Below are 22,505 nucleotides of genomic sequence, written 5' to 3'. Positions count from 1 at the left end.
AAGGTTAAGAAATCTTATCCGTTTTCCGAAAAAAAGTCTGCGGTATTTCTTTTTTACATAAAATATGGTAAACTCGTGATGACTTCAGGGGGTGGAACAATGAAAAGAGCAAAGCTTTTGCTGATAGAGGACGAAGCCGACGTTCTGGAAATCAACCGGGAATATTTTGAGGGAAAGGGCTATGAGGTCGTCTGCGCCCCCACGCTTGCCAAGGCGCGCTTTTTTCTGGAGGAGCACGCCCCCGACCTGATTTTGCTGGATGTGATGATGCCGGACGGCTCCGGTTTCGACTTCTGCGCCGAGCTGCGGCAAAAAACAAACGCCCCCATCATCTTCCTGACGTGCAGGAATGAAAATGAGAGCGTGGTGAAAGGGCTTTTACAGGGCGGGGACGATTACATCACCAAGCCTTATGATTTGAATGTACTGAGTGCCCACGTGGCGGCGCAGCTTCGCAGAAACGGCGTGCTGTCGGCCGGTAAAATCGAGCTGCCGCCGCTGACGGTTGATTTTCTGGCGGGGGAAGCCGTGCTGGACGGGGAGCATATTCCCCTTACGCTGAAGGAACTGCAGCTTCTGGGCTGCTTTGCCCTTTTTGCCGGGCAACGGCTGAGCTTTGAAGAGATTTACCGCCGGGCATGGGGGGAAATGTCGCTCGGCGCTGCCGGAACCATCAAAACCCATGTGGCGAATCTCAGAAAAAAGCTGAGGCTGGACGATAACGGCTGGTTTGAGCTGGTCAGCACGGGAAAAAGCGAATATATTTTCAACAAGGTACGGTATTAGCCGTTAAATACGGCAGGGTGAAGAAAACAGAGGTACCTCTGCCTTCTTCGCTCTCCAGCCAAATGGTTCCGCCGTGCTGATCCACAATATGCTTACAGATATATAATCCAAGTCCGGTGCCGGTATCCTGACCGCCGCCGGATTTTTGTTTTCCGCCGTAGCGCTCAAACAGGCGGGGAAGCCGCTCCGGAGCGACGCCGACGCCGGTATCTGAAACACAGACAACAAGCTGATTTTCTTTTTGTTCCGCAGATATGGTAATGACGCCTTCCGTGGTAAAGCGGACCGCGTTGGAAATCAGGTTGACGATCACCTGTGAAATTCGCGCGGGATCGGCGCAAATGTCGGGAAGTCCCGGTTCAATCCGGATTTCCAGGCGATTCTGATTCTTGTTGAGCATGGGATAATGGGTTTTCACTGCGGCATGAATGATTTCATCCAGATGGCAGCGCACCGGCTCCATGACCATACGGCCTTCCTCCATCCGGGTCACGTCCAGAATCTGCCCCACCATCAGCGAGAGCCGCTCCGCTTCGGAGGAAATCAGGGTCATCCGGCGGGATACCTCGTCTGCCTGTGGTACAGACATCTGCTCAGTAAGCTGCTTAGAGGTCTGCGCATAGCCGGACATGACGGTGAGGGGCGTTTTCAACTCGTGGGAAACATTGCCCAAGAACTCCGTCTTCATCCGGTCAAGGCTCTCCAGCGCGGTCTTTTCCGCAGCCAGCTTCCGCTCCGATTCTCTGGATTCCGCCAGCACCCGGCTGTTCATCAGAAACAGGGATACCGTCTGAGCCACCACAAAAACCAGCATGGCCGTTTCCGAAACGGTGACGCCGTGCCCGCTGCCCAACAGGTGGTTTGACATGAGGATATCGGCCAGCGCCGCAAGATAAAACACGGCGGTGCCGTACAGCATGGCGGACTGCTCCCTGTCCGGCTTTCGTATCGTCCGGAACAGGCCGGCGATGCCGGGAACGATCACTGCGATGAGCAGAAGCTGGTAGACAATCAGCAGGCGCGTGTAGACGACGGAATCGGCCAGCAGGAGCAGCAGGCCGTATGCCAGCGAACCGGCGACCGCCGCGTAACATATCGCCCGCAAGGGGCGGGTGGATGCGTATTGCCGCAGATAGAGACACAGAAAGACAGTCAGCAGCACCACGCTCATATATTCGAGCATAAAAACAAGATTGCCGTTTACGGGAAAATAGATCCAAGCCTGGCTCTGGACGAACTCCCGCAGCGCCATGACCAGACACGCGGCGGCGAAATAAAAGGTCGCCTTTGTGCGTGAGAGAAACAGGTACACGCTCAGCAGCAGCACCGCCGCGCACACGAGTGCTCCTCCCACAAAAAATCCGGCTTCGGAATCGGTAAAGCGCGGTTTGTCAAGGCTGCTGCTTTGTACAGTGAGCGCCGCCAGACCGGCGCCGCCGCGGGCATGATAAAACTGGGCGCTGTGAAGGATGATATCCATCCTGCCGTTCACGGCGGAAGCATGAACGGTGATGTTGTTTTCCCAGACCTCGGTATTCTGTTTCGCGGTTCCGAGTGTGCCTGTCTGTCCGGCCGGCCAGCCATTGACGTAGACGCGCATGGCATGGCGGCCGGACAGCGTGAAGGTAAGCGTGTAAGTATCGCTGGTATCCGGCATCAACAGGACGAAGCGCTGGGAAAGATAGTCGGCCCTGTCCTGCTCATATCCGGCAATGCTTTTGGGAACGGCGGTGTCCGCGCTGTCCGGAGAAAGGTAGAGGCCCGGATAGTATTTGGAGGGCGCCGGAAGGCGCACGGAGGAGCTTTTCAGCGCGGAAAGCTCCCTTAAGTCGTACACACCGTTCTTTTCCGGCACGGTCACGACGGAAGCGGTTCGGGGAATCCGGATCAGCGCCATCATGGCAAGAACGGTGAGCAGGGCTGCCAGCACGATGAAAGATCGCTTGTATCTATGTATGATACCCCAAACGTGATGAAAGGTCTTTTCGTTGTTTGGCATGGCACGCCCTCCTTTGCATCATTTTCCGCTATCAGTATACCATAGAGGACGGCAAAAAGAAATTTCGATTATTTTTGTTTTTCGATACGATTTTCAGTGGATTGTGCCGATTTGCTTTCACTGGAAGAAATCCATTTAATGCATAAAGTCTTACCGCTACATATAAATTTTTCCTTTTAACTGCCTTTGTTCAGGACAGTTCCCACCCGATTGCTTCCGACCGCATTTTCAGGAATTTCCGGTAGGTGCCTTGCTGCGCCATCAGTTCGGTATGCGTTCCGCGCTGGGTAATCCGGCCGTCTTCCACCACCAGAATCTGATCCGCATCCCGCACGGTAGTCAGCCGGTGAGCAATGGAAATCAAAGTTTTCCCTTTCGTGAGCTCCCGGATCGCGGCCAGCAGTTGGAATTCGTTTTCCGGGTCCACGCTGGAGGTGGCCTCATCCAGAATAATAATGGGAGCATCCTTCAGAATTGCACGCGCTATGGAGATTCTCTGCTTTTCTCCGCCGGACAAAGTGGAGCCGCCTTCCCCGACCATTGTATCATAGCCCTGCGGTAGGGCGGAAATAAACTCATGACACCGGGCGCGTCCGGCCGCTTCCACTACTTGCTCGTGGGTAGCGTCCGGATTGCCGAAGCGGATGTTGTTCTCGATAGTATCGTGGAATAAATACACGTTCTGGAACACCATGCTGATGTACCGTATCAAGCTGTCAACCGTATAGCCTTTTGCGTTCTGACCGCCGACCAACACCTGTCCTTCCTGCACATCCCAGAATCTCGCAATCAGATTGCAGAGGGTAGTCTTGCCGGAGCCGGACGGCCCGACGATGGCACAGGTGGTTCCCTGAGGAACCTTCAAAGAGACATCGTTTATGATCCGGCGGTCGTCGTAGCCGAAGGAGATATTCCGAAGCTCGATATCAAAGTTTCGCGGTTGCAAAACTTGTATACTGGTATCCATCTCCGGCATATCCGTCACAGCCTCCAGACGGTTCAATTCGGTTGTGATTTTCCGGGCAAGAAACGCACCGTCGCCCATCTGTTCCATTTCGGAGTAGACCAGGAAGGCGCTGACAATAAACATCAGGCAGTAGGTCAGTGTGATGCTGCCTGCCAGATATAAGGCGGCTGCCGTGAACATCAGCGCACAGCCGGTCACTTTGTAGACCGCCTGATAAATCTTCAGAAGAGGAAGGGACGCGTATTCCTGGTCCAAGTCGGCCTGACGTTTGCGGTCAAAGGATTCATATACCGCGCCCTCGCTTCCGTCCGCCTGGGAAAAGGCGCGCAGCACCGATATGCCGCGCACATATTCCAGCGCCTGTGTGGTCATGTTTTCCTGTGCCGCCAGGACTCTGGGCGTCTGTTTGCCGGCTACGGACTGAATGATGTGCAGTACCAGCATGCCGACGCAGAGCCCTGCCAGCGTTACCAGCGCAAAGATCGGGTTGTAAAACAGGAAGAATATCATCATCACCAGCGTCATGAGAACCCCGCCGGTCAGGTCGGTGATGGCCAGCATGGAATACTGCTCCAGCTCTGTTACCGTGGAAGTCAGCACCGTCTGGATGCTGCCGAGGCGCTGCTCGGAGAAATAACCCAAGGGGGCCTTGCGCATCCGTTCCCCAATCGCCAGACGGTAATCCCGGAACATGTCAAAGCCTTTGGCGCTCATGCAGATATCCATCAGCCACTGAAACAGGAACCGTCCGGCAACGCTCCCCAGCAGAATCCCCACCGCGGTCCAGATTACCCGTGGGGTCAATGCGTTCAGATGATCCACGACCACGTAAACGGCAAACAGCATCATGGCCATGGAGATGCTTTTTAAAAAGTTCAGGAAGATACCCAGTAGAATTTTTGACTGATGGCGGCCGGAAATTTTAAGAATCCGTCTGATCATGTTCAGCATAACGCCTCACTCCTCTCCTGCTTGAAATCCGCAGCGCCGATATGTTCTTCCCACATGGTTTTGTACAGCGGGCAATTCTGGAGGAGCTCGGACTGCGTCCCCCGTCCGACAATCTTTCCCCGGTCCACAACCAGGATCTGATGGGCGTTTCGGATGGTGGACAGCCGGTGCGCTACCACGATCAGCGTTTTCCCCCGTACCAGCCGCCCCACCGCCTGCTGGATCTGAGCTTCGCTTTCCGGATCGGCATAGGCGGTGGCTTCGTCCAGAATGACCACGGAGGATTTTTTCAGCATCGCCCGCGCAATGGTAATACGCTGGCGTTCCCCGCCGGAGAGGCGGTCCCCCGCATCCCCGGCCCGCGTATCGTAACCATGAGGAAGCTGCAAAATAAAACTGTGGCAGTTGGCCGCCTTTGCCGCGGCCTCCACTTCCGCATCGGAAGCCTTCGGATTGCCGATGCGGATATTTTCCCGGATGGATTTATCAAACAGAAAATTATCCTGTGCCACATAGCCGATTTCCTCCATCATTTGGTCAAACGGTATTTCCTGAATGTCCTTGCCGCCGTAGTGCACCGTACCGCCCGTAGCGTCCCAGAATCCGGCCATCAGCTTGGCAATGGTGGATTTTCCCGAACCGGAGGGCCCTACGATCGCTGTCATCGTTCCGGGCTGTGTCCGGAACGAGACGCCGTGCAGCACTTCCTTGGAAGCGTCATAGGAAAAAGAGACATTTTCAAACGAATAGGAGTTGTCGCAAAGCGTCACGCGTTCTTCGGGGCGCACCTGCTCCGACGCGGCAAAAAACTCCCGGATCGGCTTCAGGTTCGCCGCGATGGTGGTCAGCTGTTCACTGCCGAAGGCCAGCTTCATGAACGGCGCGATAAAGCCGATGGGGATTACGATACAGGCGATGAAAACCGGCAACGTAATCTTACCGTGCATATACAGCAGAGCGCCAACCGGCAGGCATCCCAGCAGCGTAGAAGGGAGAATCGCCTTGACCACCGCCATCCAGAACCAGCACTGACGCCACCAGTCCAGCGTGCTGTCGTGGAAAAAGTCCACCGCATCGGAAAATTTGCCAAACGAAGTCCCGGTTCTTCCAAAAGCCTTGATTACCTGAATGCCGCCCACATATTCCACCAGCGCCGCATTCATCTCGTTGCCGGAGCGCAGGTATGTTTTCATCTTTTCACCATATCCGCGCATCATCCCGAAAATGGAAGGGACGGAAAGCGGCAGGGTGATAAGGGACGCAAGCCCCATCCGCCAGTCCAGCACGAAAATTAAAATCAGGCTGGATGCCATTGCCGCAACCTGCGAGGGCGTTTCCGGGATGATGTGGGCGATGGAGTCCTCCAGCTTGCCCACGTTGTCGACCATCAGGGTTTTGTAAACCCCGGACGGAGTCTCCAGCATAATACCAAGCGGTACACGGCGCATCTTATCGGCAATGGAACGACGGATATTCCTTAAAATAGTGAACGCAATCCGGTGGCTTTTTGCCGAGGATTTGGTGCATAAAAATGTGCGCATCATAATCCCCAACGCGGCGCCTCCCGCCCACAGCAGCGCGCTTTTTACGGTTGCCGTGCCGGCGTACACCTCGTTGGCAAGCATGGCCGCCGCCAGAAACGGCAGCATCCCGAACAATTCCCCCAGGGTTGCCAGGATCACGGAGATTGTCATCCTTCCTTTTTCCTCTCCCACAAACCGGAAGAGGTATCTGATTGGGTTTTCCTGTTTTTCGTTCATATAGCACCTCCAATCCAGTTAGCAACGGCTAACTAATATGTAAAAGAAATAGGGCTGCGGATTACAGCCCCAGAACAGCCCGCCAGCCGGGATAGAAAAATGCCTGCAGCGTTAAAAGATAATGCGCAGCTTCTTCTTTTGAAAAATCGTGCACAACTACTTCAAAAATCGCGGCGGCATAGGCGCTGAGCAAAAGATGCAGTTCCCGCGGCTCTATTTCACGGACGGGAATTCCCCTCTTCCGGGCGGCTTCCATGTATTCCAGCGTTTCTTTTTGTTCAAGCATTACAAAGTCGTGAATGAAATTTTCGTACTTTGTCCCGGAAGAGCAGCAGAGCAAAAGCTTGAATTCCTCAAAATGGCCGTAAATCAGATCCAGAAAATAACGGATTTCAGCACTGTCTCTCCACATTTCGTCCAGAGAACCGGCTTTCAGGTATTCATAGTCCCGCTTCCGGATAGAGTCGTAGACCCCATCAAGCTGATTAAGCAACGGGTCCACCAAAGCGGCGAACAGCGCTTCCTTATCAGCAAAATGCCGGTAGAGTCCTGCTGCACTCATGCCGGCTTTGGCAGCAATGTCCCGCAGGGACGCCTGCTCAAAGCCCTTTTTCAGGAACTCTTCTTTCGCAGCCAAAATAATTTTAGGGTGGCTTTCCGTTTTGCTCTTCGGCATAATTTTCTCCTTGTGAACACTGTTAGCTAACAACGTTCACAGTATATCATAACCAAGATAGGCTGTCAACCATAAGTATTTACAGGCCATAAGAAGAGACGCAGCTGCTACTGCATGTCCTGACAGGCAATTGGAGTTTAGCAGTGTTTCATCATTTTATAATTTATTAATGTAATGCCATTTCGGATAACTTTATTCTCTGAGTCAACTGTATAACCTTGTTTTTCAAAAAAAGGTTTGGCAGTAATCGATGCATAGGTCTCAAAATTAAATAAACCGGCTTTTCCGGCACGCTGTTCCAACTCGTTTATCAGCGCGGTGGCGATACCTCTGCGCTGATAATCCTTATGGACATAAAGCCTGTCCAGATAACCGGTTTTCTCCATGTCTGCAAAGCCCACAATTTTACCGTCTGTCTCTGCAATCAAGGTGTCATGCTCCAAAAAAGAACAATTCCATGCTTCCAGATCAATATTTCCTGTTGCCCATGCATTAAGCTGCTCATTTGTGTAATCCCCTGCATTGATGGTGTGCACAGTATCATAAAACAGCTCTGCCATAGTCGCGCAGTTAATCGGTTTATACTCCCGCAGTATCATAATTACCTCATCAAATTCCTGTTTTTGATACTTCTCATGTGCGTTTTACTCCCCTGCCTTTACCAGCACAGCGTTTCCTTCCGGTTCCGTTTTTATTTTGAATCAATGACCATTTTATCCGCCGCTCTATTCTGCGGCTTCGTTCTCCTATCCGTCTTATCTCCTGCAGCCTGCGTGGAAATATTTGAGGGACTGGAATCTTCTGTGGTGATCCCAATTAGGTTGCATGGTACGACGGTCAGAAAATTCACCATCTCTTTTGCCAAAAACGACGGTGAGTACTTCATTTCGTGATTCAGCCACCATCTTGCCATCGAAATATAGAAAGAGGCCATCAATTCAAAGAACAAATCTCTTGAAACCTGAATCTCTCCTTCAAAGCTTTCTTCCAACCTGGTTTTCAGGACATCTTCGCACTTTCTGCAAAGTCCCAAATGTTCGTTATCATTTAAAATGAGTCTATAAAGCAAAGAATCTTTTTCGATCGAATGAAAGATAGCATTCAGATTTTCCCGAAAGCCATCGTAATTCAAACTTCCGTGGACAATATGCTCTTCAGGCTCCACCAGGTTTAATATGGATAAGATCGCTTCATCCGTCACTTTATTCAGCAGTTCATACTTATCGGCATAATGCAGGTAAAAAGTCGAACGGCTGATCATTGCCTTGTCTGCAATATCATTTACGGTAAGATTGCGGAACCCCTTTTCATCCATCAGCTCTATAAAGGAGTTTCTTATAAACGTCAGGGTTTTCGTTACACGCAGATCCTGTTCACTGGACATTTTCATCCCACCTGTCTATCATCTTTTATCGGAATCTACACTTTTCGCCTGTATATCGTATAAGCTACATTCGCATACGGATCAATCATTGCGGCGACCCGATTTTACGCTTATACTTTGGATGTAAAATTTTAAAGGAGGCCGATATTATGGATAAAAAACGGACGACTAAAGACTTTCCTGTCGGAGTTTTTCAGATGCATCCGGACGTAAGCGTCAATTTTCAAATGAACCGGTTTTACAACTGGTCAAACGACGAAACGATGCGAGAGGAAATGCAGGCCGCAAGTCCGTCTATCCGTTCTTACGAAGATTTGATCGCGTCGTTCACACGCCTTGGTAATCAGGCGCTGGACCGGGACGAAAAGCTGAAAGCCGCCCTGTATTTCCGTGGAGCCGAGTTTTTCGTCCCGGAAAGCGATGCACAGAAACAGGAGCTGCGCCACCGGTTTCTTTCACTGAACAATGCTTATTATGGCATTACAGATGATCAGAAATACCGGATTCCTTATAACAGCGGTTATCTCTCAGCCTATCGTTTTACGCCTCCGTCCCCCAAAGGGACTATCGTTGTCTGCAACGGGTTTGACGGTTACATTGAAGAGTTCATGCGCATGCTTCTGGTTTTGAAAGACGCCGGTTATGATACGATTGCCTTTGATGGTCCCGGCCAGGGAACAGTGCTGGAAGAATGCAGCATGCCGATGATTCCCGAATGGGAAAAGCCAGTCCATACCCTTCTTGATTATTTCAAACTCAATGATGTCACCCTGATTGGTTTATCCCTTGGCGGCTGCCTGGCGCTGAGGGCCGCCGCCTATGAGAAAAGGGTAAAAAGAGTGATTGCCTTCGATGTTCTTGCGGACCTTTTTGAAGTGCTGCTGCGCCAGATGGATGATTCCTTGCGCGAAAAAGCACGATACGCTGTCATGCACGGCAGGCGTTTGGAAATCAATACGGCCGTCGACCTGATGATGAAAAAAAGTCTTGTAGTGGAGTGGGGCATCAGGCAGGGGATGCACGTGATGGGAAGCGACTCCCCTTATGATTTCCTCCGCAAGACCCTGTCCTATAACACGGCGGAGGTTTCGCCGCTCATTACACAGGATGTTCTTCTGCTCGCAGGACAGGACGATCATTATGTGCCTGTTCACCAGTTAACTGAACAAATTGCCGCTCTGACAAACGTCCGCTCTTTGACGGCGCGAATGTTTACCGCAAAAGAAAATGCAGGGAATCACTGCCAGCTCGGGAATGTCGGACTTGCAGCGGAAGTGGTACTTAATTGGATCGGTCAGACGGCGCCGGTGGACGGGCTCGAACCGGCACGCCCAATCAGCGCGATCTTCTCGGCATGATTCAGCTTTTTCAGCACAGCTTCCCGCCTGAGAGCTTCGCTTTTTGTAGCAAAGCTTTCCTGATAGACCAGCGTAACCGGCAATCTTGAACGGGTATATTTTGCGCCTTTTCCACGGTTATGTACGGCGGCGCGCCGATACGGGTCGGTCGTATAGCCGCTGTAGATCGTACCATCCGAGCAGAGCAGCATGTATGTATAATATTGATCCGCTTTTCCATTTTCCATCGTCGGCTTACGGCCCCCCAGACAAAAGGATTCTCATTGTGCGGTAATAATCAGACTTTCTGTTTCCGCTTCCATTTTTTCAATGTTGGATTCTACCTGGGATTCCATTGATTCAAGCCGGTGTACGGTGTCATGGACCTGGCTCTGTACACGGAAAACGCTTTCCTGCGACTGGTTGATTTTCGACTGCATAAACCAATCGGAAATCAATCCGTCAAAGAAAAAGTCCGCGAATTTTGCAAAGCCGCCCGTTTCAATATGAATGTCGGAATGGATTTGAACGTCGGCCAACTCGGCGTGAAATTGCCGTAACAGCCGCTGCGCGTTTTCGGTTTCCTCTTTTGCGTCGTCAATATGGGAATGCTTCGCAAGGTCGGAGATCAGCCCGCCGCCAAGAAGATCCCAAGTTCCCCAGCCTTCGGCATGGTCAAGGCTGCTTTGAATCCGATCCAGGCTCGCCAGCGCTTCCTTACCGGCGGATATTGCCTCCCTGATTTCTTTCAGATTTATTTTTGCACTGCTTATTTGGGTTGACAGTTCCAGAATCCTTTGGGCGGATTTACCGCCGTCTTTCATGATCTGTTCTTTTTTATCGGCATAGAGAGTATCGAAATCGTGCTGACAATTCACATAATTCAGCCGTTCCACGGAAAGTTTTGAAATCTGATATTTTATATTCTCCAGATCTCTGATGGCCTGATCGTATTTGAGCTTCGCAGCAAGGGCTTCCGCCTGCTCTTTTTCAACATGCTCTTCCAGCTTTCCGAACAGGGAATAAAATGCAGAGGCAATCCTTCTGTCTTCCAGCTTAACGACATCGTAGTTTTCTTTTTCCAGAGCAGCCTTGAGCCCGGCAACCTTGAGGCCTAATTGGGACTGTTCATTTTGCAGATCCCGCAGCATGGCGTCAATCTTATGCAGTCGCGCGATCCCTTGCTGAGCCAACCGTATTTTCTCGTTTATCATAGAATCCATTCTTACACCTTCCAAGTCTAATAAAAGTTGAGCGTGCTCGGACCTGTGCGCCGCAGGCGGCCGAGATATTTTCCCTTGACGCTGCCATGGGCATCTCAGGTGCCTGTGAGCACGAATGAAATGAATTGCTTCTCTGAATTTTTATTTTATTTTTCCTTATAATTATATCATGTTTATGGTACCAACACTATATTTCCCCTGATTTTTTAGTACGACACTTTTACGACATAAAAGTGGGGTTTAACCACTTGAAAAGAATAAAAGCAAGCAAAATAAAAGAGCACCCCTGCGGGTGCTCTTTTATTTTGGTGAACCATCGGGGATTCGAACCCCGGACACCTTGATTAAAAGTCAAGTGCTCTACCGACTGAGCTAATGATTCATAAACAGCTTGTATATTATATCAGCTTTGGAAGCTAATGTCAATAACAAATGCCTGTCCGCGTACAACGCCCGCAGACAGGCCCTATTGGCTGGGCTGGCAGGATTTGAACCTACGGAATGACGGAGTCAAAGTCCGTTGCCTTACCCCTTGGCTACAGCCCAATATGAAGCGCGGAACGACTCAGCTCTGCTCCGCGCCAATTTTTAAATGGGGTGGAAGATGGGATTCGAACCCACGATCTCCAGTGCCACAAACTGGCGCTTTAACCAGCTAAGCTACATCCACCATATATGGCGCGCCAAAAGGGACTCGAACCCCTGACCTACTGCTTAGAAGGCAGTTGCTCTATCCAGCTGAGCTATTGGCGCTTATACCCATGGAGCGAGTGATGGGAATCGAACCCACACGACCAGCTTGGAAGGCTGGAGTTCTACCACTGAACTACACTCGCATTTTAGCGACGGCTATTATTGTAGCATAGTTCAGTGGCAAATGTCAACACGTTATTGACCGTTCCTCCAAATTTTTAAAATTTATTTCAAAACATCCAGAATAATCCCATCTTTTTCATCCGCCGTCACGGCAATGCCGGTGACCGTATCGCCGTAATTTTCCACGATCAGCGAAGCAATTTTATCCTCCACCTGGCGGCGGATCAGGTTTCTCAGGTCCCTGGCTCCGCTCTTGCCGCCAAAGGCGTGCTGCGCAAGATAATGGGTGGCCTTATCGTCATAAATCAGCCGGATGCCGCGTTCCTTCAGGGAATCGACGTACTCATTCAGCATCAGATGGGAAATGGCCTCAAAATCATCCACACTGAGCGCACGGAACACAATGATCTCATCCACCCTGCTCAAAAACTCCGGGCGCAGAAAGTCCGAGAGGGCTTTCATCGCCTTTTCACGGGTGACGTCGGAGGCACTCTTTGCAAATCCCAGCGTACCTTCCTTCTTTTCGCTGCCCGCGTTGGAAGTCATGACGAGGACGGTATTTTCAAAGTTGACGGTGCGGCCGTGCGCGTCGGTAATGCGGCCTTCATCCAGAATCTGCAGAAGGATGTTCATCACGTCCGGATGCGCCTTTTCAATTTCATCAAACAGCAGAACCGAGTACGGACGGCGGCGGACCTTCTCCGTGACCTGACCGGCCTCGTCGTAGCCGACATAACCCGGCGGCGAGCCGATAATGCGGGACACCGAATGCTTCTCCATAAATTCGGACATATCCAGCCGAATCAGCGTCTCCGGCGTGTCAAACAGCTCTTTTGACAGCACCTTGACCAGCTCGGTTTTTCCCACGCCGGTGGGACCTACAAAGATAAAAGACGCAGGCCTGCGGCGGGGACTGATCTGCACCCTGCTGCGGCGGATCGCCGCCGAAACAGCTTTTACCGCTTCCTGCTGCCCGATAACCTTCGAATTTAAAACGCCCTCGATATCCGCCAGCTTTTTCAGCTCATTTTCCTGAATCCTGCTCGCGGGGATCCCGGTCCAGAGCTCGATCACGCGCGCGATGTCTTTTTCCTCTACCTCGGCTCCCAGCGCCAGGGGGGCCAGCTGTCTCGTTTTATCTTCCAGTCTGGAAATCTCGGTGCGCACCTCAGCCAGCTTTTCATAATCCGGCTGAACGTCGTCCGCCGTGAGCTCTTCCTCACGCTCCTTTAGCTTTTCCAGTTCAAAGTTGGCCGAATCATAATCCGCCATGGGAATATTTCTCAGCGCGGCACAGGCGCACGCCTCGTCCAGAAGATCGATGGCCTTATCCGGCAGAAAACGGTCATTGATATACCGCTCGGAAAGGACCGCGGCCTTGCGCACAATCTGCTCCGGCACGCGAACCCGATGATACGTCTCATAATAGGATTTGATGCCCATCAGCACGTCTACGGTCTCCTCTACGGAGGGTTCCGCTATGGTAACGGGTTGGAAACGCCTTTCCAGGGCGGCGTCCTTTTCAATGTATTTGCGGTATTCCACAAACGTTGTCGCGCCGATCACCTGTATTTCGCCTCTTGAGAGCGCCGGCTTCAGGATATTGGCGGCGTTCATGGAGCCCTCCGCGTCGCCTGTGCCGACAAGGTTGTGCACCTCGTCGATAAACAGTATAATATTCCCTTCCGCCTTCACCTCGTCCACAAGACCCTTGATGCGGCTTTCAAACTGGCCGCGGAACTGCGTTCCGGCAACCAGAGCCGTTAAATCCAACAGATGGATTTCTTTCCTCATCAGCCTTGCGGGGACGGTCCCCTTCGCGATACGAAGGGCAAGGCCCTCCGCCACGGCGGTTTTTCCGACGCCCGGTTCCCCGATCAGGCAGGGATTGTTTTTCGTGCGGCGGCTCAGGATCTGGATCACACGGGAAATTTCCTTGTCTCGGCCGACGATGTTGTCGATCTCACCCGCCTGCGCCTTTGCGGTCAGATTGGTGCAATAGGCGTCCAGATGCTTGCGTTTGGTCTTTCTTTTTTCCCGTCTGTCCTTTTTAACCGGTTCGTTATTCTGAACCTTTTCCGGGCTGCTTTCATTGCCGGAGAAAATATTCTGAAGAAAAGGAAAAGTCGCGGCCCCACCCGGCACAAAGCCGTCGTCACCGCTGTCCTCCTCTTCCGTGCCATCCGCATTGGCGGCCATCAATTCATTCAGTTCCGACTCCATTGCCTCCATCTGTTCCTCGGTAATTCCCATTTTCTCCATCAGATCATTGACCGGCTTAATGCCGAGCTCCTTGGCACAGACAAGGCAGAGACCCTGGCTCTCTTTGGAATTTACCGTCGGTGAGATAAACACAACCGCCGGCCTTTTATGGCATCTCGAACACATCATAGGCATCCATCACTTCTTCTCTTTCAAAAATAAATATATAACAATCATCAAGTTGTTTTCCAAGTTATTTTCTGGTTGATTTCTTATCCATCAGCTCATCCAGGTTCATGGTATCCTTCGGATCGTTGGAATTCAGGATGGAAAGATACATTTTAAAATATTGGACAAAAGCGTAGATCATAAACGCGGCGGTAATGGAAAGCAGAATAATCGTCACGGTCAGGTCCTGAATTTTCCAGATTCCCTTCATTGCCACGATCACGGCAAAGGAGACATAAAACAGGGTTGTCGCAACCTTACCGTACCATTTGGAACCGCCGGGCCTTTTGTTCTTCTTAATTAAGAAACAGGCGGCAATCACCATGACGGCTTCCTTCAGAACGAAGATTCCCAGAAGCGGAATCAGAACCGGCTCTTCAACGGCAAGGCAAATCGCGACCGCGCCCTGCGTCATCTTGTCGGCAAGGGGGTCAAGCATCTGCCCCAGCTCCGTGAACTGGTTGAATTTGCGCGCGATGATTCCGTCGAACATGTCGGTAAGGCCGGAAACAATCAGCACAACCGCAGCCTGCAGCAGTTCGTTCCGCATAAAATAATAAACGAACGGAGCGATCAAAATGATGCGCAAAACCGACAGTCCGTTTGGTATATTAATATTCTTGTTCCTATTTTTCATTCATAGTTACCTCGTTCTAAATTTCCGCCTGGTACAGTAAATATACCGGATTATGAATATATACATACTTGTAAATATTGGACTGTGTGATTTCCTTCTCGTTAATCTGCGGGAATTTTGCCGTAAGGAACGGAAGGGAAAGCTGCAGAACGGCACAAAGAACCACCACGGCCACCGCGCCCTTGACCAGTCCGAACACGCCGCCGAGCAGGGAATTGACCCCGTGCAGGAGCGGCAGGCTGAAAACGGCGTCCAGTGCGCGGGAAACCATTTGAACCAAAAGCTGAAGGATCACAAAAAGTACCAGGATCGATATGATCTTGACGGCCGCGCGGCCAAACACCGTCACCGGGCTCAGCTTGGCAAGATAAAGGCAGATTGCGCCTGTCAGGTAATTGGACAGCACAATTGCGGCGGCAATGGCAAAAATGGAACCAACCAATCCCACCAGCGACCGGACAAACCCTATTTTAAAGCCTGAAATCACAAAACACAAGGCTATTACGCAAAAAGTCACATCCAATATTGTGCCCAATTTCTGCCTCCATGACCCATATGGTTTTTCATATGAAATTTAATATAACACAAAATGCCGTCAACTACAAGGGGACTCATTTGCTGTTAGCCAGACGAATCTCCGAAACACCCAGAATATAGGCGGAGGTCTCGTCATGAAGGGCAATTGCCCTGGCGTCGCTCCCTGCGTCGCAGGTTCCGGTCAGAGTACCCGCCGTGGCGGAATAAAAGTGTACCTGGCCCTGTGAAAGGACGGCCATTGCGTCCGCGTAAAGCGAAAGGGATTCGACCGGCTGTGCAAACGGAACGGAGGCCGCGGCGCTGCCGGTGTCGTCCAGCACAACCAGCTTGCCGTTTCCGGCGCTTCCGTAAGGCGTCAGTCCCAAAGCGGTCTTTCCGCTATCCATACTATATGCTGACAGATGCAGTCCCTGATAATCAAAATTTGTTTTTGTTTTTCCGCCGGCGCCGATTACCGCTGTCAGACGGTCCCCGACCGCCGTCACCGTGCCGCTGCCGCTGTAGGAAATATCCAGCAGCATATTCTCCGGATAGACCGCGAACGGCTCCACCGGCTTGCTGTTGCCGAAATCGAGCAGGTATACGGCGGAGGTCATCGCCCCGTCCTTCGCGCTCACCGCGGCGACCGCCGCCTTTGTGCCGTCCGCGCTCAGCGCGACGGCGGTGGGGTAGTAATCGGAAAACCAGTAGTGGAACAGGACCTTGCCGTCCGCGGCGTAAGCCGTCAGGCATCCCAGGTAGCCGTCCGCCTGCGTAATCAGCGCGTAACGGCCGTTTACCGCCAGCGCCCCGGCGAGGATGTTCTGCTGTCCGTCCTCTTTCACGAGCGTTTTGCTCTGGCTTTCCACCCGATAGCCCTTTCCCCCGAGATTATAGATCAGGATCCGGCTGCCGCTGATCTTCATAACAGGCCGGGAAAAGCTGTGCTGGCGGCTGACGACGGCCTTTGCCGTGGAATTCAGCACCGTCAGCGCGGTATCGCTGACGACGACCGCCTCTTTATTCATCGATTGGAAGTTGCCCTTTGAAATGGAACTCCCCGCAATCTTGGACGGAAAGCCGTCGCCGATTCCCATGCCGACTACACTGTTCTGCACCCATTCCAGTACGTTTGACGGGGTCAGATTATAGCGGTTGAACCAGATCAGCATGGAAAACACGCAAAGAATCAGGATCAGAATAATTTTATACACCCAGCGCGGGACGCGGCTTTCCCGCCGTTCACGGCGCTTTTTCCTGCGCTTTTCCATCTTTTGCTGGTATTTGGCTGTGTCTATTTCGGTTGTGTCGAACCGCTGCCCCCTGTCGCTCATGTCATTTCACATCCTCATAAAAAACACGGTTTAAAAACAGTCCGTAAGGCGGCGCGGTGGGCCCGGCCGCGTTGCGGTCCTTTGCTTCAAGAATCCGTTCCACATCCCGCGGCTCCAGCTTGCCCTGCGCCACACGCAGAAGCGTACCGACCATAATCCGCACCATATTATATAAAAAACCGTCCGCCGCCACGGTAAAGGTGACGAGGTCGCCCTCTCTTTGCACCTCCGCTTTGGTGACGGTACGCGTCATATTGCCTCGTTCGCGCGCATCCATTGTGCAGAACGAGGTGAAGTCATGCGTGCCCGCAAAAAAACCGGCGGCTTCGTTCAGGCGGACTTCGTCCAGGCTGTACCAGTAGTGCAGCGCGCGGCGGTTCAGAAAGGGGTTCCGGACCGGATGGTTCCAGATCTGATAGATATATTCCTTGCCCTTGCAGGAATAGCGCGCGTGAAAATCGGGGGATACCTCCCGGCAGCCCAGCACCGCGATGTCCTCCGGCAGAAAATGGTTCAGCGCGCCGACCAGACGCTCGCAGGGAATGGCATGCTCCGTTTTCAGGCTGATGCAGTATCGGCGGGCGTGTACAAACGAATCCGTGCGGCTGCAGCCCTTGATGTCCGGCCTTTCCCCAATCACCCGGAAAAGCGCTTCCTGAAAAACCTGCTGTACGGAAACGGCGTTCTGCTGAATCTGCCAGCCGTGGTACTGAGAGCCGTCGTAACAAATGGTCAGCAGAAGATTTCTCATTGTGCCGCTCCTTTCTATTAAGCAGTTCGTTTTCTTTCTCAGTGCAGGGACGCCGGGAAATAGATCCCGCAGAAAATCACCGCGGCGCAGACAACGAGCGTCAGCGCGGCCGCGACCGCGTCCAGGCCGGACACATGCAGAACCTTCATTTTCGTGCGGCCTTCCCCTCCGTGGTAGCAGCGGCACTCCATCGCCATAGCAAGGTCGTAAGCCCGCCGGAAGGAGGAGACAAACAGCGGAATCAGTACGGGAATCAGCCCCCGGATTCTCTGCATCAGGCCGCCGCTTTCCATATCGGCTCCGCGCGCCTTCTGCGCGCTCATGATTTTATCGGTCTCTTCCAGAAGCGTCGGCACAAACCGGAGCGCGATCGTCATCATCATGGCGATCTCATGTACCTTGACGTGGAACAGCTTCAAGGGCTTCATAATCCGTTCCAGCGCGTCGGTCAGCTCCGTGGGGGAGGTGGTAAAGGTCAGAACAGAGCTGAAAAGAATCAGGCTGACAATGCGGATAGTAATAAAAACGGCATTGGATACGCCGCCGGAAGTAATCTGAACAAAGCCCCAGCTCCACAGGACCCGGCCGCCGCCGTAAAACAGGTTCAGCACGGAAGTGAAGATCACCACGAACAAAATGGCCTTCAGGCTTTTAAAATACTGTTTCAGCGGAACGCCCGACAGGAGCAGCACCCCCAGAATTAGAGCCGACATGGTGAGCAGGCCCTCAAAGTTGGAGGCTACAAAAATAAAAACGATATAGACGAAGGTAATGACGATTTTCACGCGCGGGTCAAGGCGGTGAATAAAGGACTTTCCGGGAAAATACTGCCCAAGCGTAATATCTCTAACCATGCTTCCTGCTCCCCCTTTCCAAGAGCGGCATCAGCTGCCGCAGCGCCTGTTCAATCGTCAGGACGGTGGAAACAGGGTAGCCCTTTGCTTTTAAAACAGCCATGATTTTCGTAATCTGCGGCACGCGCAGGCCCATTGTTTCCAGCTCCGTGTCGCGCGCGAACACCTTTTCCGTTTCTTCGAACATGGCGACCTTGCCGGAATTCATCACCAGAACACGGTCCGCGGTACGGGCGATGTCCTCCATGCTGTGGGAAACCAGCAAAATCGTGTTATGCCTGACCTCGTGGTAGCTGACGATCTGGCTTAAAAGCACGTCGCGCCCGCGGGGATCAAGTCCCGCCGTAGGCTCGTCCAGAATCAGCACCTCCGGGTCCATGGCAATGACGCCCGCGATGGCGGCGCGCCGTTTTTCCCCGCCCGAGAGCTCAAACGGACTTTTTTCAAGCAGCTCCTCGCTCAGGCCCACAAAATCCGCGGCCCAGCGTGCGCGCTTGAGGATTTCATCCTGACCGAGCCCCATGTTGCCCGGACCGAACGCAATATCCTTTAAGACGGTTTCCTCAAAAAGCTGATGCTCCGGATACTGAAAGACCATACCGACCTGAAAGCGCACGGAGCGGATTTTTTTCGGCTCCGCCCAGATATCCTTCCCGTTGAGCAGCACGGTGCCGGAAGTGGGGCGCAGCAGGCCGTTGAGCTGCTGGATAAAGGTGGATTTTCCGGAGCCGGTGTGCCCGATGACCCCGATAAATTCGCCGGGTTCGATGGAAATGTTCGCGTCGTCCACCGCCGTCTTGCGAAACGGGGTTCCCTCCCCGTAGGTATAGGTCAAATTCTTTGTCTCAATGATCGGCATACGTCTCTCCTAAAGATGCTTTATTTAAAAGCGGCTCAAGCGCCGCGACACATTCCTCAATGGTCAGCGCGCAGTCCGGCAGGTCAAACCCGCCCGCTTTCAGACGATAAATCAGTTCGGTAGCCTGCGGCACGTCCAGCTGATGCTTCTTGAGCAGCTCCACCTGGGAAAAGACCTGCTGCGGAGTCCCTTCGGTCAGAATGTTGCCGCTGTCCATAACGATCACACGGTCGGCCTGTACGGCCTCGTCCATATAATGCGTAATCAGGACGATGGTGATCCCCTGTTCCTCATTCAGCTTATGAATGGTATTGAGAACCTCGGTGCGCCCGCGGGGGTCGAGCATCGCGGTGGGCTCGTCCAGCACAATGCAGTCCGGCTGCATTGCGATAATGCCCGCAATGGCGATGCGCTGCTTCTGCCCGCCGGAAAGCTTGTACGGAGCGTTCAGACGGTAGTCGTACATTTCCACCGCCTTCAGCGCGTCGTCCACCCTCCTGCGGATGTCAGCGGGCGGCACGCCCAGGTTTTCCGGGCCGAACGCCACGTCCTCCTCAACAATGCTCGCGACAAGCTGGTTGTCCGGGTTTTGCAGCACCAGGCCGACGCGGCGGCGGATTTCATAGAGCACGCTCTCGTCCATCGTATCCATATTGTCCACATACACCTTGCCGCCACTGGGCAGCAGCATGGCGTTGAAGGTTTTGGCGATGGTGGATTTTCCGGAACCGTTATGGCCCAGAAGGGCTACAAATTCGCCTTTGCGGATACCGAGCGACACGCCCTTCAGGACCTCGTGCTGTTCTTCGATTTCCGGCTCGTCATAGCTGAAGGAGATGTTGTCCGCTTTGATATAATCCATTTTTGTACCTACCTGTTTATCGTTCATATACTTTCCCATATCGCGGTGCTGCCGCAGGGCAGCACCAGCCCGCTCCCGGTCACCGGCAGTCCGATTTCGTCGGAAGAAACGCGGCCGCCGAATTTTTTCTGAATCAGCACGCCCAGAAGATATTCCATCACCGCCGGGGACAGCCCCGTCGTATAAGAATTCAGGATAAAGAACAGCGGATGCTCCGAAAGAATCGGCACACACATTTCCACCAGCGGATAAAGCTGTTCCTCCAGCTTCCACACCTCGCCGCCCGGACCGCGCCCGTAAGACGGAGGGTCCATAATAATGCCGTCGTAGGTGTTGCCCCGGCGCTGCTCCCGCTGTACAAATTTCACGCAGTCGTCCACCAGCCAGCGGACCGGTCGGGACTCCAGCCCGGACGCGGCGGCGTTTTCCTTTGCCCAGGCGACCATGCCCTTCGACGCGTCCACGTGGCAGACCTGCGCGCCCGCTTTCAGGCAGGCCAGCGTCGCCGCGCCGGTATAGCCGAACAGGTTCAGCACCTTCAGCGGCCGGTTCGCCTCCGCGATTTTTCCCATTGCAAAGTCCCAGTTCACGGCCTGCTCCGGAAAAATGCCCGTGTGCTTGAAGCCCATGGTTTTCAGCTGAAAGGTCAGTTCCCCATAGCTGATTTTCCACATGGGCGGCACTTTTTTCAGCTCCTGCCAGTTTCCGCCCCCGGTGGAGGAACGCAGATAGCGCGCGTGGGCCGAATTCCACAGGGGATGCTCCTTCGGCGTATTCCAGATGATCTGCGGGTCGGGCCGGATAAGGACGATGTCGCCCCAGCGCTCCAGCCTTTCCCCCGCAGACGTATCCAGCAGTTCGTAATCCTTCCAGTTTGCAGTTCTCAATTTGTTCCCTACTCTTATCTTACAGCATTCCCTGCCGGGCCGCTCTGTTTCGCGGCCCGGGGAAACGTCTGAGTAAATTCATTTTTTATGCGAAGCCCGTTGATCCGGCTTTCACGCCAGCCTGTCGCGCACGGTATCGGCCACGGAATTGGCCAGCACGCTGATATATTCGGGGTCCTCCCCCTCGATCATGACGCGGAGCAGCGGCTCCGTGCCGGAAGGCCGGACAATGATGCGCCCGCTGTCCCCCAGCTTCTGCTTCGCCTTTTCGATAGCGTCCTTTACCTTGTCGTCGGTGTAGAAACGCAGCTTGCCTTCCGCGCTGACCTCCACATTGACGATGATCTGCGGATAGCGCGTCATCAGGGTGGCAAGGCTGGAAAGCTTCGCCCCTCTGCGGTGGACGATACTCAGCAGCTGCGCGGCCGTCATTTCGCCGTCGCCGGTGGTGGCAAAGTCGAGGAAAATAATATGCCCGCTCTGCTCGCCGCCGAAGTTATAGCCCTCCAGCAGCATTTCTTCCAGCACATAGCGGTCGCCGACCTTGGTGGCGGCGAATTTGATGCCGTTGTCGTCGCAGAAACGGTTAAAGCCCATGTTGGTCATAATGGTTCCGACCGCGGTGTTTTTGCCGAGCTTTCCGCGGCTTTTCAGATCCGCGGCGCAGATGGCCATCAGAAAATCGCCGTCCACCAGCTGTCCCTTGTCGTCAACCGCAAGACAGCGGTCCGCGTCGCCGTCAAAGGCAACGCCGGCGTCAAGCCGGTTTTCCTTGACGAAGGACATCAGGCTCTCCATATGGGTGGAGCCGCAGTTCTCATTGACATTGACCCCGTCCGGGCGGTCCGCCAGCATGTGGCATTCCGCGCCCAGCTCGGTAAACAGCTTTTCCGCCGTGCGGCTTGCCGCTCCGTTCGCGCAGTCGATACCGATGCGCATACCGTCGAGCGAAAAGGGAACCGTACTCTTGATATGGTCAATGTAGTCGCGCGCCGCGTTTTCCGCGCGGGAAACGCTCCCCACATTTCCGCCGACCGGGCAGTCCGGCTTCTGCGCGTGGTCGAGCACGATCGCCTCGATCTGCTCCTCCAGCGCGTCCGGCAGCTTGTAGCCGTCGCCGCTGAAAATTTTGATCCCGTTGAATTCACAGGGATTATGGCTGGCGGTCAGCATTACGCCCGCGTCCGCCTTGTATTTTCCGACCAGAAACGCGACCGCCGGGGTCGGGATGACGCCGAGCTGCACCACGTTGGCCCCGACGGAGCAAAGACCCGCAGTCAGAGCGTTTTCCAGCATATCGGAGGAAAGGCGGGTATCCTTTCCGATCAGGATTTTCGGGTGCCTGTGGTTGCCGTCCGTGAGCACCATCGCCGCGGCGCGGCCGATATTCATAGCCATTTCACAGGTCAGTTCGCTGTTCGCGATTCCTCTGACACCGTCCGTACCAAAAAGTCTTCCCATTATAAGCAACTCCTA

At 53.3% G+C, this 22,505-nt stretch carries 20 protein-coding genes and 5 tRNA genes; 2 read left to right on the top strand and 23 right to left on the bottom strand.

What is annotated here, in order from left to right; genetic code table 11:
* Positions 1-99 precede the first annotated feature (99 nt).
* Positions 100-786 carry a response regulator transcription factor gene (locus ACRQU7_RS03705; RefSeq protein ID WP_444643800.1) on the top strand — a complete coding sequence of 229 codons (687 nt, stop codon included), beginning with the start codon at positions 100-102 and terminating at the stop codon, positions 784-786.
* Here the strand turns inward: ACRQU7_RS03705 and ACRQU7_RS03700 are convergent.
* The 6 genes from ACRQU7_RS03700 to ACRQU7_RS03675 all read right to left on the bottom strand — a co-directional run bounded on the left by ACRQU7_RS03700 (position 767) and on the right by ACRQU7_RS03675 (position 8,523).
* A complete protein-coding gene (locus ACRQU7_RS03700; protein WP_444643798.1) occupies positions 767-2,785 on the bottom strand; it encodes an ATP-binding protein in 2,019 nt (672 codons plus the stop codon). The two genes, ACRQU7_RS03705 and ACRQU7_RS03700, sit on opposite strands and share 20 nt — an antisense overlap.
* A gap of 190 nt (positions 2,786-2,975) precedes the next feature.
* Positions 2,976-4,703 (bottom strand): ABC transporter ATP-binding protein, encoded by a 1,728-nt coding sequence (locus ACRQU7_RS03695; protein ID WP_444643796.1) that lies wholly within the window; start codon positions 4,701-4,703, stop codon positions 2,976-2,978.
* Positions 4,697-6,463, bottom strand: a complete 1,767-nt coding sequence (locus ACRQU7_RS03690) for an ABC transporter ATP-binding protein (RefSeq protein ID WP_444643794.1) — start codon at positions 6,461-6,463, stop codon at positions 4,697-4,699. The genes ACRQU7_RS03695 and ACRQU7_RS03690 overlap by 7 nt, the downstream gene beginning before the upstream one ends.
* A gap of 61 nt (positions 6,464-6,524) precedes the next feature.
* Positions 6,525-7,139 carry a TetR/AcrR family transcriptional regulator gene (locus tag ACRQU7_RS03685; protein ID WP_444643792.1) on the bottom strand — a complete coding sequence of 205 codons (615 nt, stop codon included), beginning with the start codon at positions 7,137-7,139 and terminating at the stop codon, positions 6,525-6,527.
* Between the two features lie 137 nt (positions 7,140-7,276).
* Positions 7,277-7,738 (bottom strand): GNAT family N-acetyltransferase, encoded by a 462-nt coding sequence (locus ACRQU7_RS03680; RefSeq protein ID WP_444643790.1) that lies wholly within the window; start codon positions 7,736-7,738, stop codon positions 7,277-7,279.
* A 92-nt stretch (positions 7,739-7,830) separates the two neighbouring features.
* Positions 7,831-8,523: a TetR/AcrR family transcriptional regulator gene (locus tag ACRQU7_RS03675; RefSeq protein WP_444643788.1), complete on the bottom strand. Its 693-nt coding sequence runs from the start codon at positions 8,521-8,523 to the stop codon at positions 7,831-7,833.
* A 149-nt stretch (positions 8,524-8,672) separates the two neighbouring features.
* Here ACRQU7_RS03675 and ACRQU7_RS03670 point away from each other — a divergent pair, with 149 nt between their 5' ends.
* A complete protein-coding gene (locus tag ACRQU7_RS03670; protein ID WP_444643786.1) occupies positions 8,673-9,881 on the top strand; it encodes an alpha/beta hydrolase in 1,209 nt (402 codons plus the stop codon).
* Here the strand turns inward: ACRQU7_RS03670 and ACRQU7_RS03665 are convergent.
* From ACRQU7_RS03665 to glmM, 17 genes are all read right to left on the bottom strand, one after another.
* A complete protein-coding gene (locus ACRQU7_RS03665; RefSeq protein WP_141827185.1) occupies positions 9,818-10,108 on the bottom strand; it encodes a GIY-YIG nuclease family protein in 291 nt (96 codons plus the stop codon). The two genes, ACRQU7_RS03670 and ACRQU7_RS03665, sit on opposite strands and share 64 nt — an antisense overlap.
* A 33-nt stretch (positions 10,109-10,141) precedes the next feature.
* Complete coding sequence (locus ACRQU7_RS03660) at positions 10,142-11,083, bottom strand: hypothetical protein (protein ID WP_444643784.1); 942 nt, start codon at positions 11,081-11,083, stop codon at positions 10,142-10,144.
* A 306-nt stretch (positions 11,084-11,389) separates the two neighbouring features.
* Positions 11,390-11,465, bottom strand: a tRNA-Lys gene (locus tag ACRQU7_RS03655).
* A gap of 88 nt (positions 11,466-11,553) precedes the next feature.
* Positions 11,554-11,629 (bottom strand) — tRNA-Gln (locus ACRQU7_RS03650).
* A 47-nt stretch (positions 11,630-11,676) separates the two neighbouring features.
* A tRNA-His gene (locus ACRQU7_RS03645) sits at positions 11,677-11,753 on the bottom strand.
* A gap of 6 nt (positions 11,754-11,759) precedes the next feature.
* Positions 11,760-11,836 (bottom strand) — tRNA-Arg (locus ACRQU7_RS03640).
* Between the two features lie 9 nt (positions 11,837-11,845).
* Positions 11,846-11,919 (bottom strand) — tRNA-Gly (locus tag ACRQU7_RS03635).
* A gap of 82 nt (positions 11,920-12,001) precedes the next feature.
* Positions 12,002-14,290, bottom strand: a complete 2,289-nt coding sequence (locus ACRQU7_RS03630; protein ID WP_038322887.1) for an ATP-dependent Clp protease ATP-binding subunit — start codon at positions 14,288-14,290, stop codon at positions 12,002-12,004.
* 64 nt (positions 14,291-14,354) lie between these two features.
* Positions 14,355-14,966: a CDP-alcohol phosphatidyltransferase family protein gene (locus ACRQU7_RS03625; RefSeq protein WP_038322581.1), complete on the bottom strand. Its 612-nt coding sequence runs from the start codon at positions 14,964-14,966 to the stop codon at positions 14,355-14,357.
* Between the two features lie 16 nt (positions 14,967-14,982).
* Positions 14,983-15,501, bottom strand: coding sequence for a CvpA family protein (locus ACRQU7_RS03620; protein WP_185741223.1), 519 nt, complete (start codon positions 15,499-15,501; stop codon positions 14,983-14,985).
* Between the two features lie 76 nt (positions 15,502-15,577).
* Complete coding sequence (locus ACRQU7_RS03615) at positions 15,578-16,816, bottom strand: DUF5711 family protein (RefSeq protein WP_444643781.1); 1,239 nt, start codon at positions 16,814-16,816, stop codon at positions 15,578-15,580.
* Position 16,817: 1 nt separating this feature from the next.
* The gene (gene truA / locus ACRQU7_RS03610; protein ID WP_444643779.1) at positions 16,818-17,567 is read right to left on the bottom strand and encodes a tRNA pseudouridine(38-40) synthase TruA; all 750 of its coding nucleotides are present in this window, start codon (positions 17,565-17,567) and stop codon (positions 16,818-16,820) included.
* Between the two features lie 38 nt (positions 17,568-17,605).
* Complete coding sequence (locus ACRQU7_RS03605; protein ID WP_038322576.1) at positions 17,606-18,421, bottom strand: energy-coupling factor transporter transmembrane component T; 816 nt, start codon at positions 18,419-18,421, stop codon at positions 17,606-17,608.
* Positions 18,414-19,280: an energy-coupling factor transporter ATPase gene (locus ACRQU7_RS03600; protein WP_141827178.1), complete on the bottom strand. Its 867-nt coding sequence runs from the start codon at positions 19,278-19,280 to the stop codon at positions 18,414-18,416. The genes ACRQU7_RS03605 and ACRQU7_RS03600 overlap by 8 nt, the downstream gene beginning before the upstream one ends.
* Positions 19,267-20,169, bottom strand: a complete 903-nt coding sequence (locus ACRQU7_RS03595) for an energy-coupling factor transporter ATPase (protein ID WP_042081452.1) — start codon at positions 20,167-20,169, stop codon at positions 19,267-19,269. Before ACRQU7_RS03595 ends, ACRQU7_RS03600 begins: the two co-directional genes overlap by 14 nt.
* Positions 20,166-21,029 carry a class I SAM-dependent methyltransferase gene (locus ACRQU7_RS03590; protein ID WP_444643776.1) on the bottom strand — a complete coding sequence of 288 codons (864 nt, stop codon included), beginning with the start codon at positions 21,027-21,029 and terminating at the stop codon, positions 20,166-20,168. Before ACRQU7_RS03590 ends, ACRQU7_RS03595 begins: the two co-directional genes overlap by 4 nt.
* 111 nt (positions 21,030-21,140) lie before the next feature.
* Positions 21,141-22,490, bottom strand: coding sequence for a phosphoglucosamine mutase (glmM, locus tag ACRQU7_RS03585; RefSeq protein WP_038322571.1), 1,350 nt, complete (start codon positions 22,488-22,490; stop codon positions 21,141-21,143).
* Positions 22,491-22,505 lie beyond the last annotated feature (15 nt).

This window comes from Caproiciproducens puteiluti (genome assembly GCF_052442865.1).
GTDB lineage: Bacteria > Bacillota > Clostridia > Oscillospirales > Acutalibacteraceae > Caproiciproducens.
Note: the sequence above shows the minus strand (reverse complement) of the source record. Positions and strands in the feature narration are given on the sequence as shown.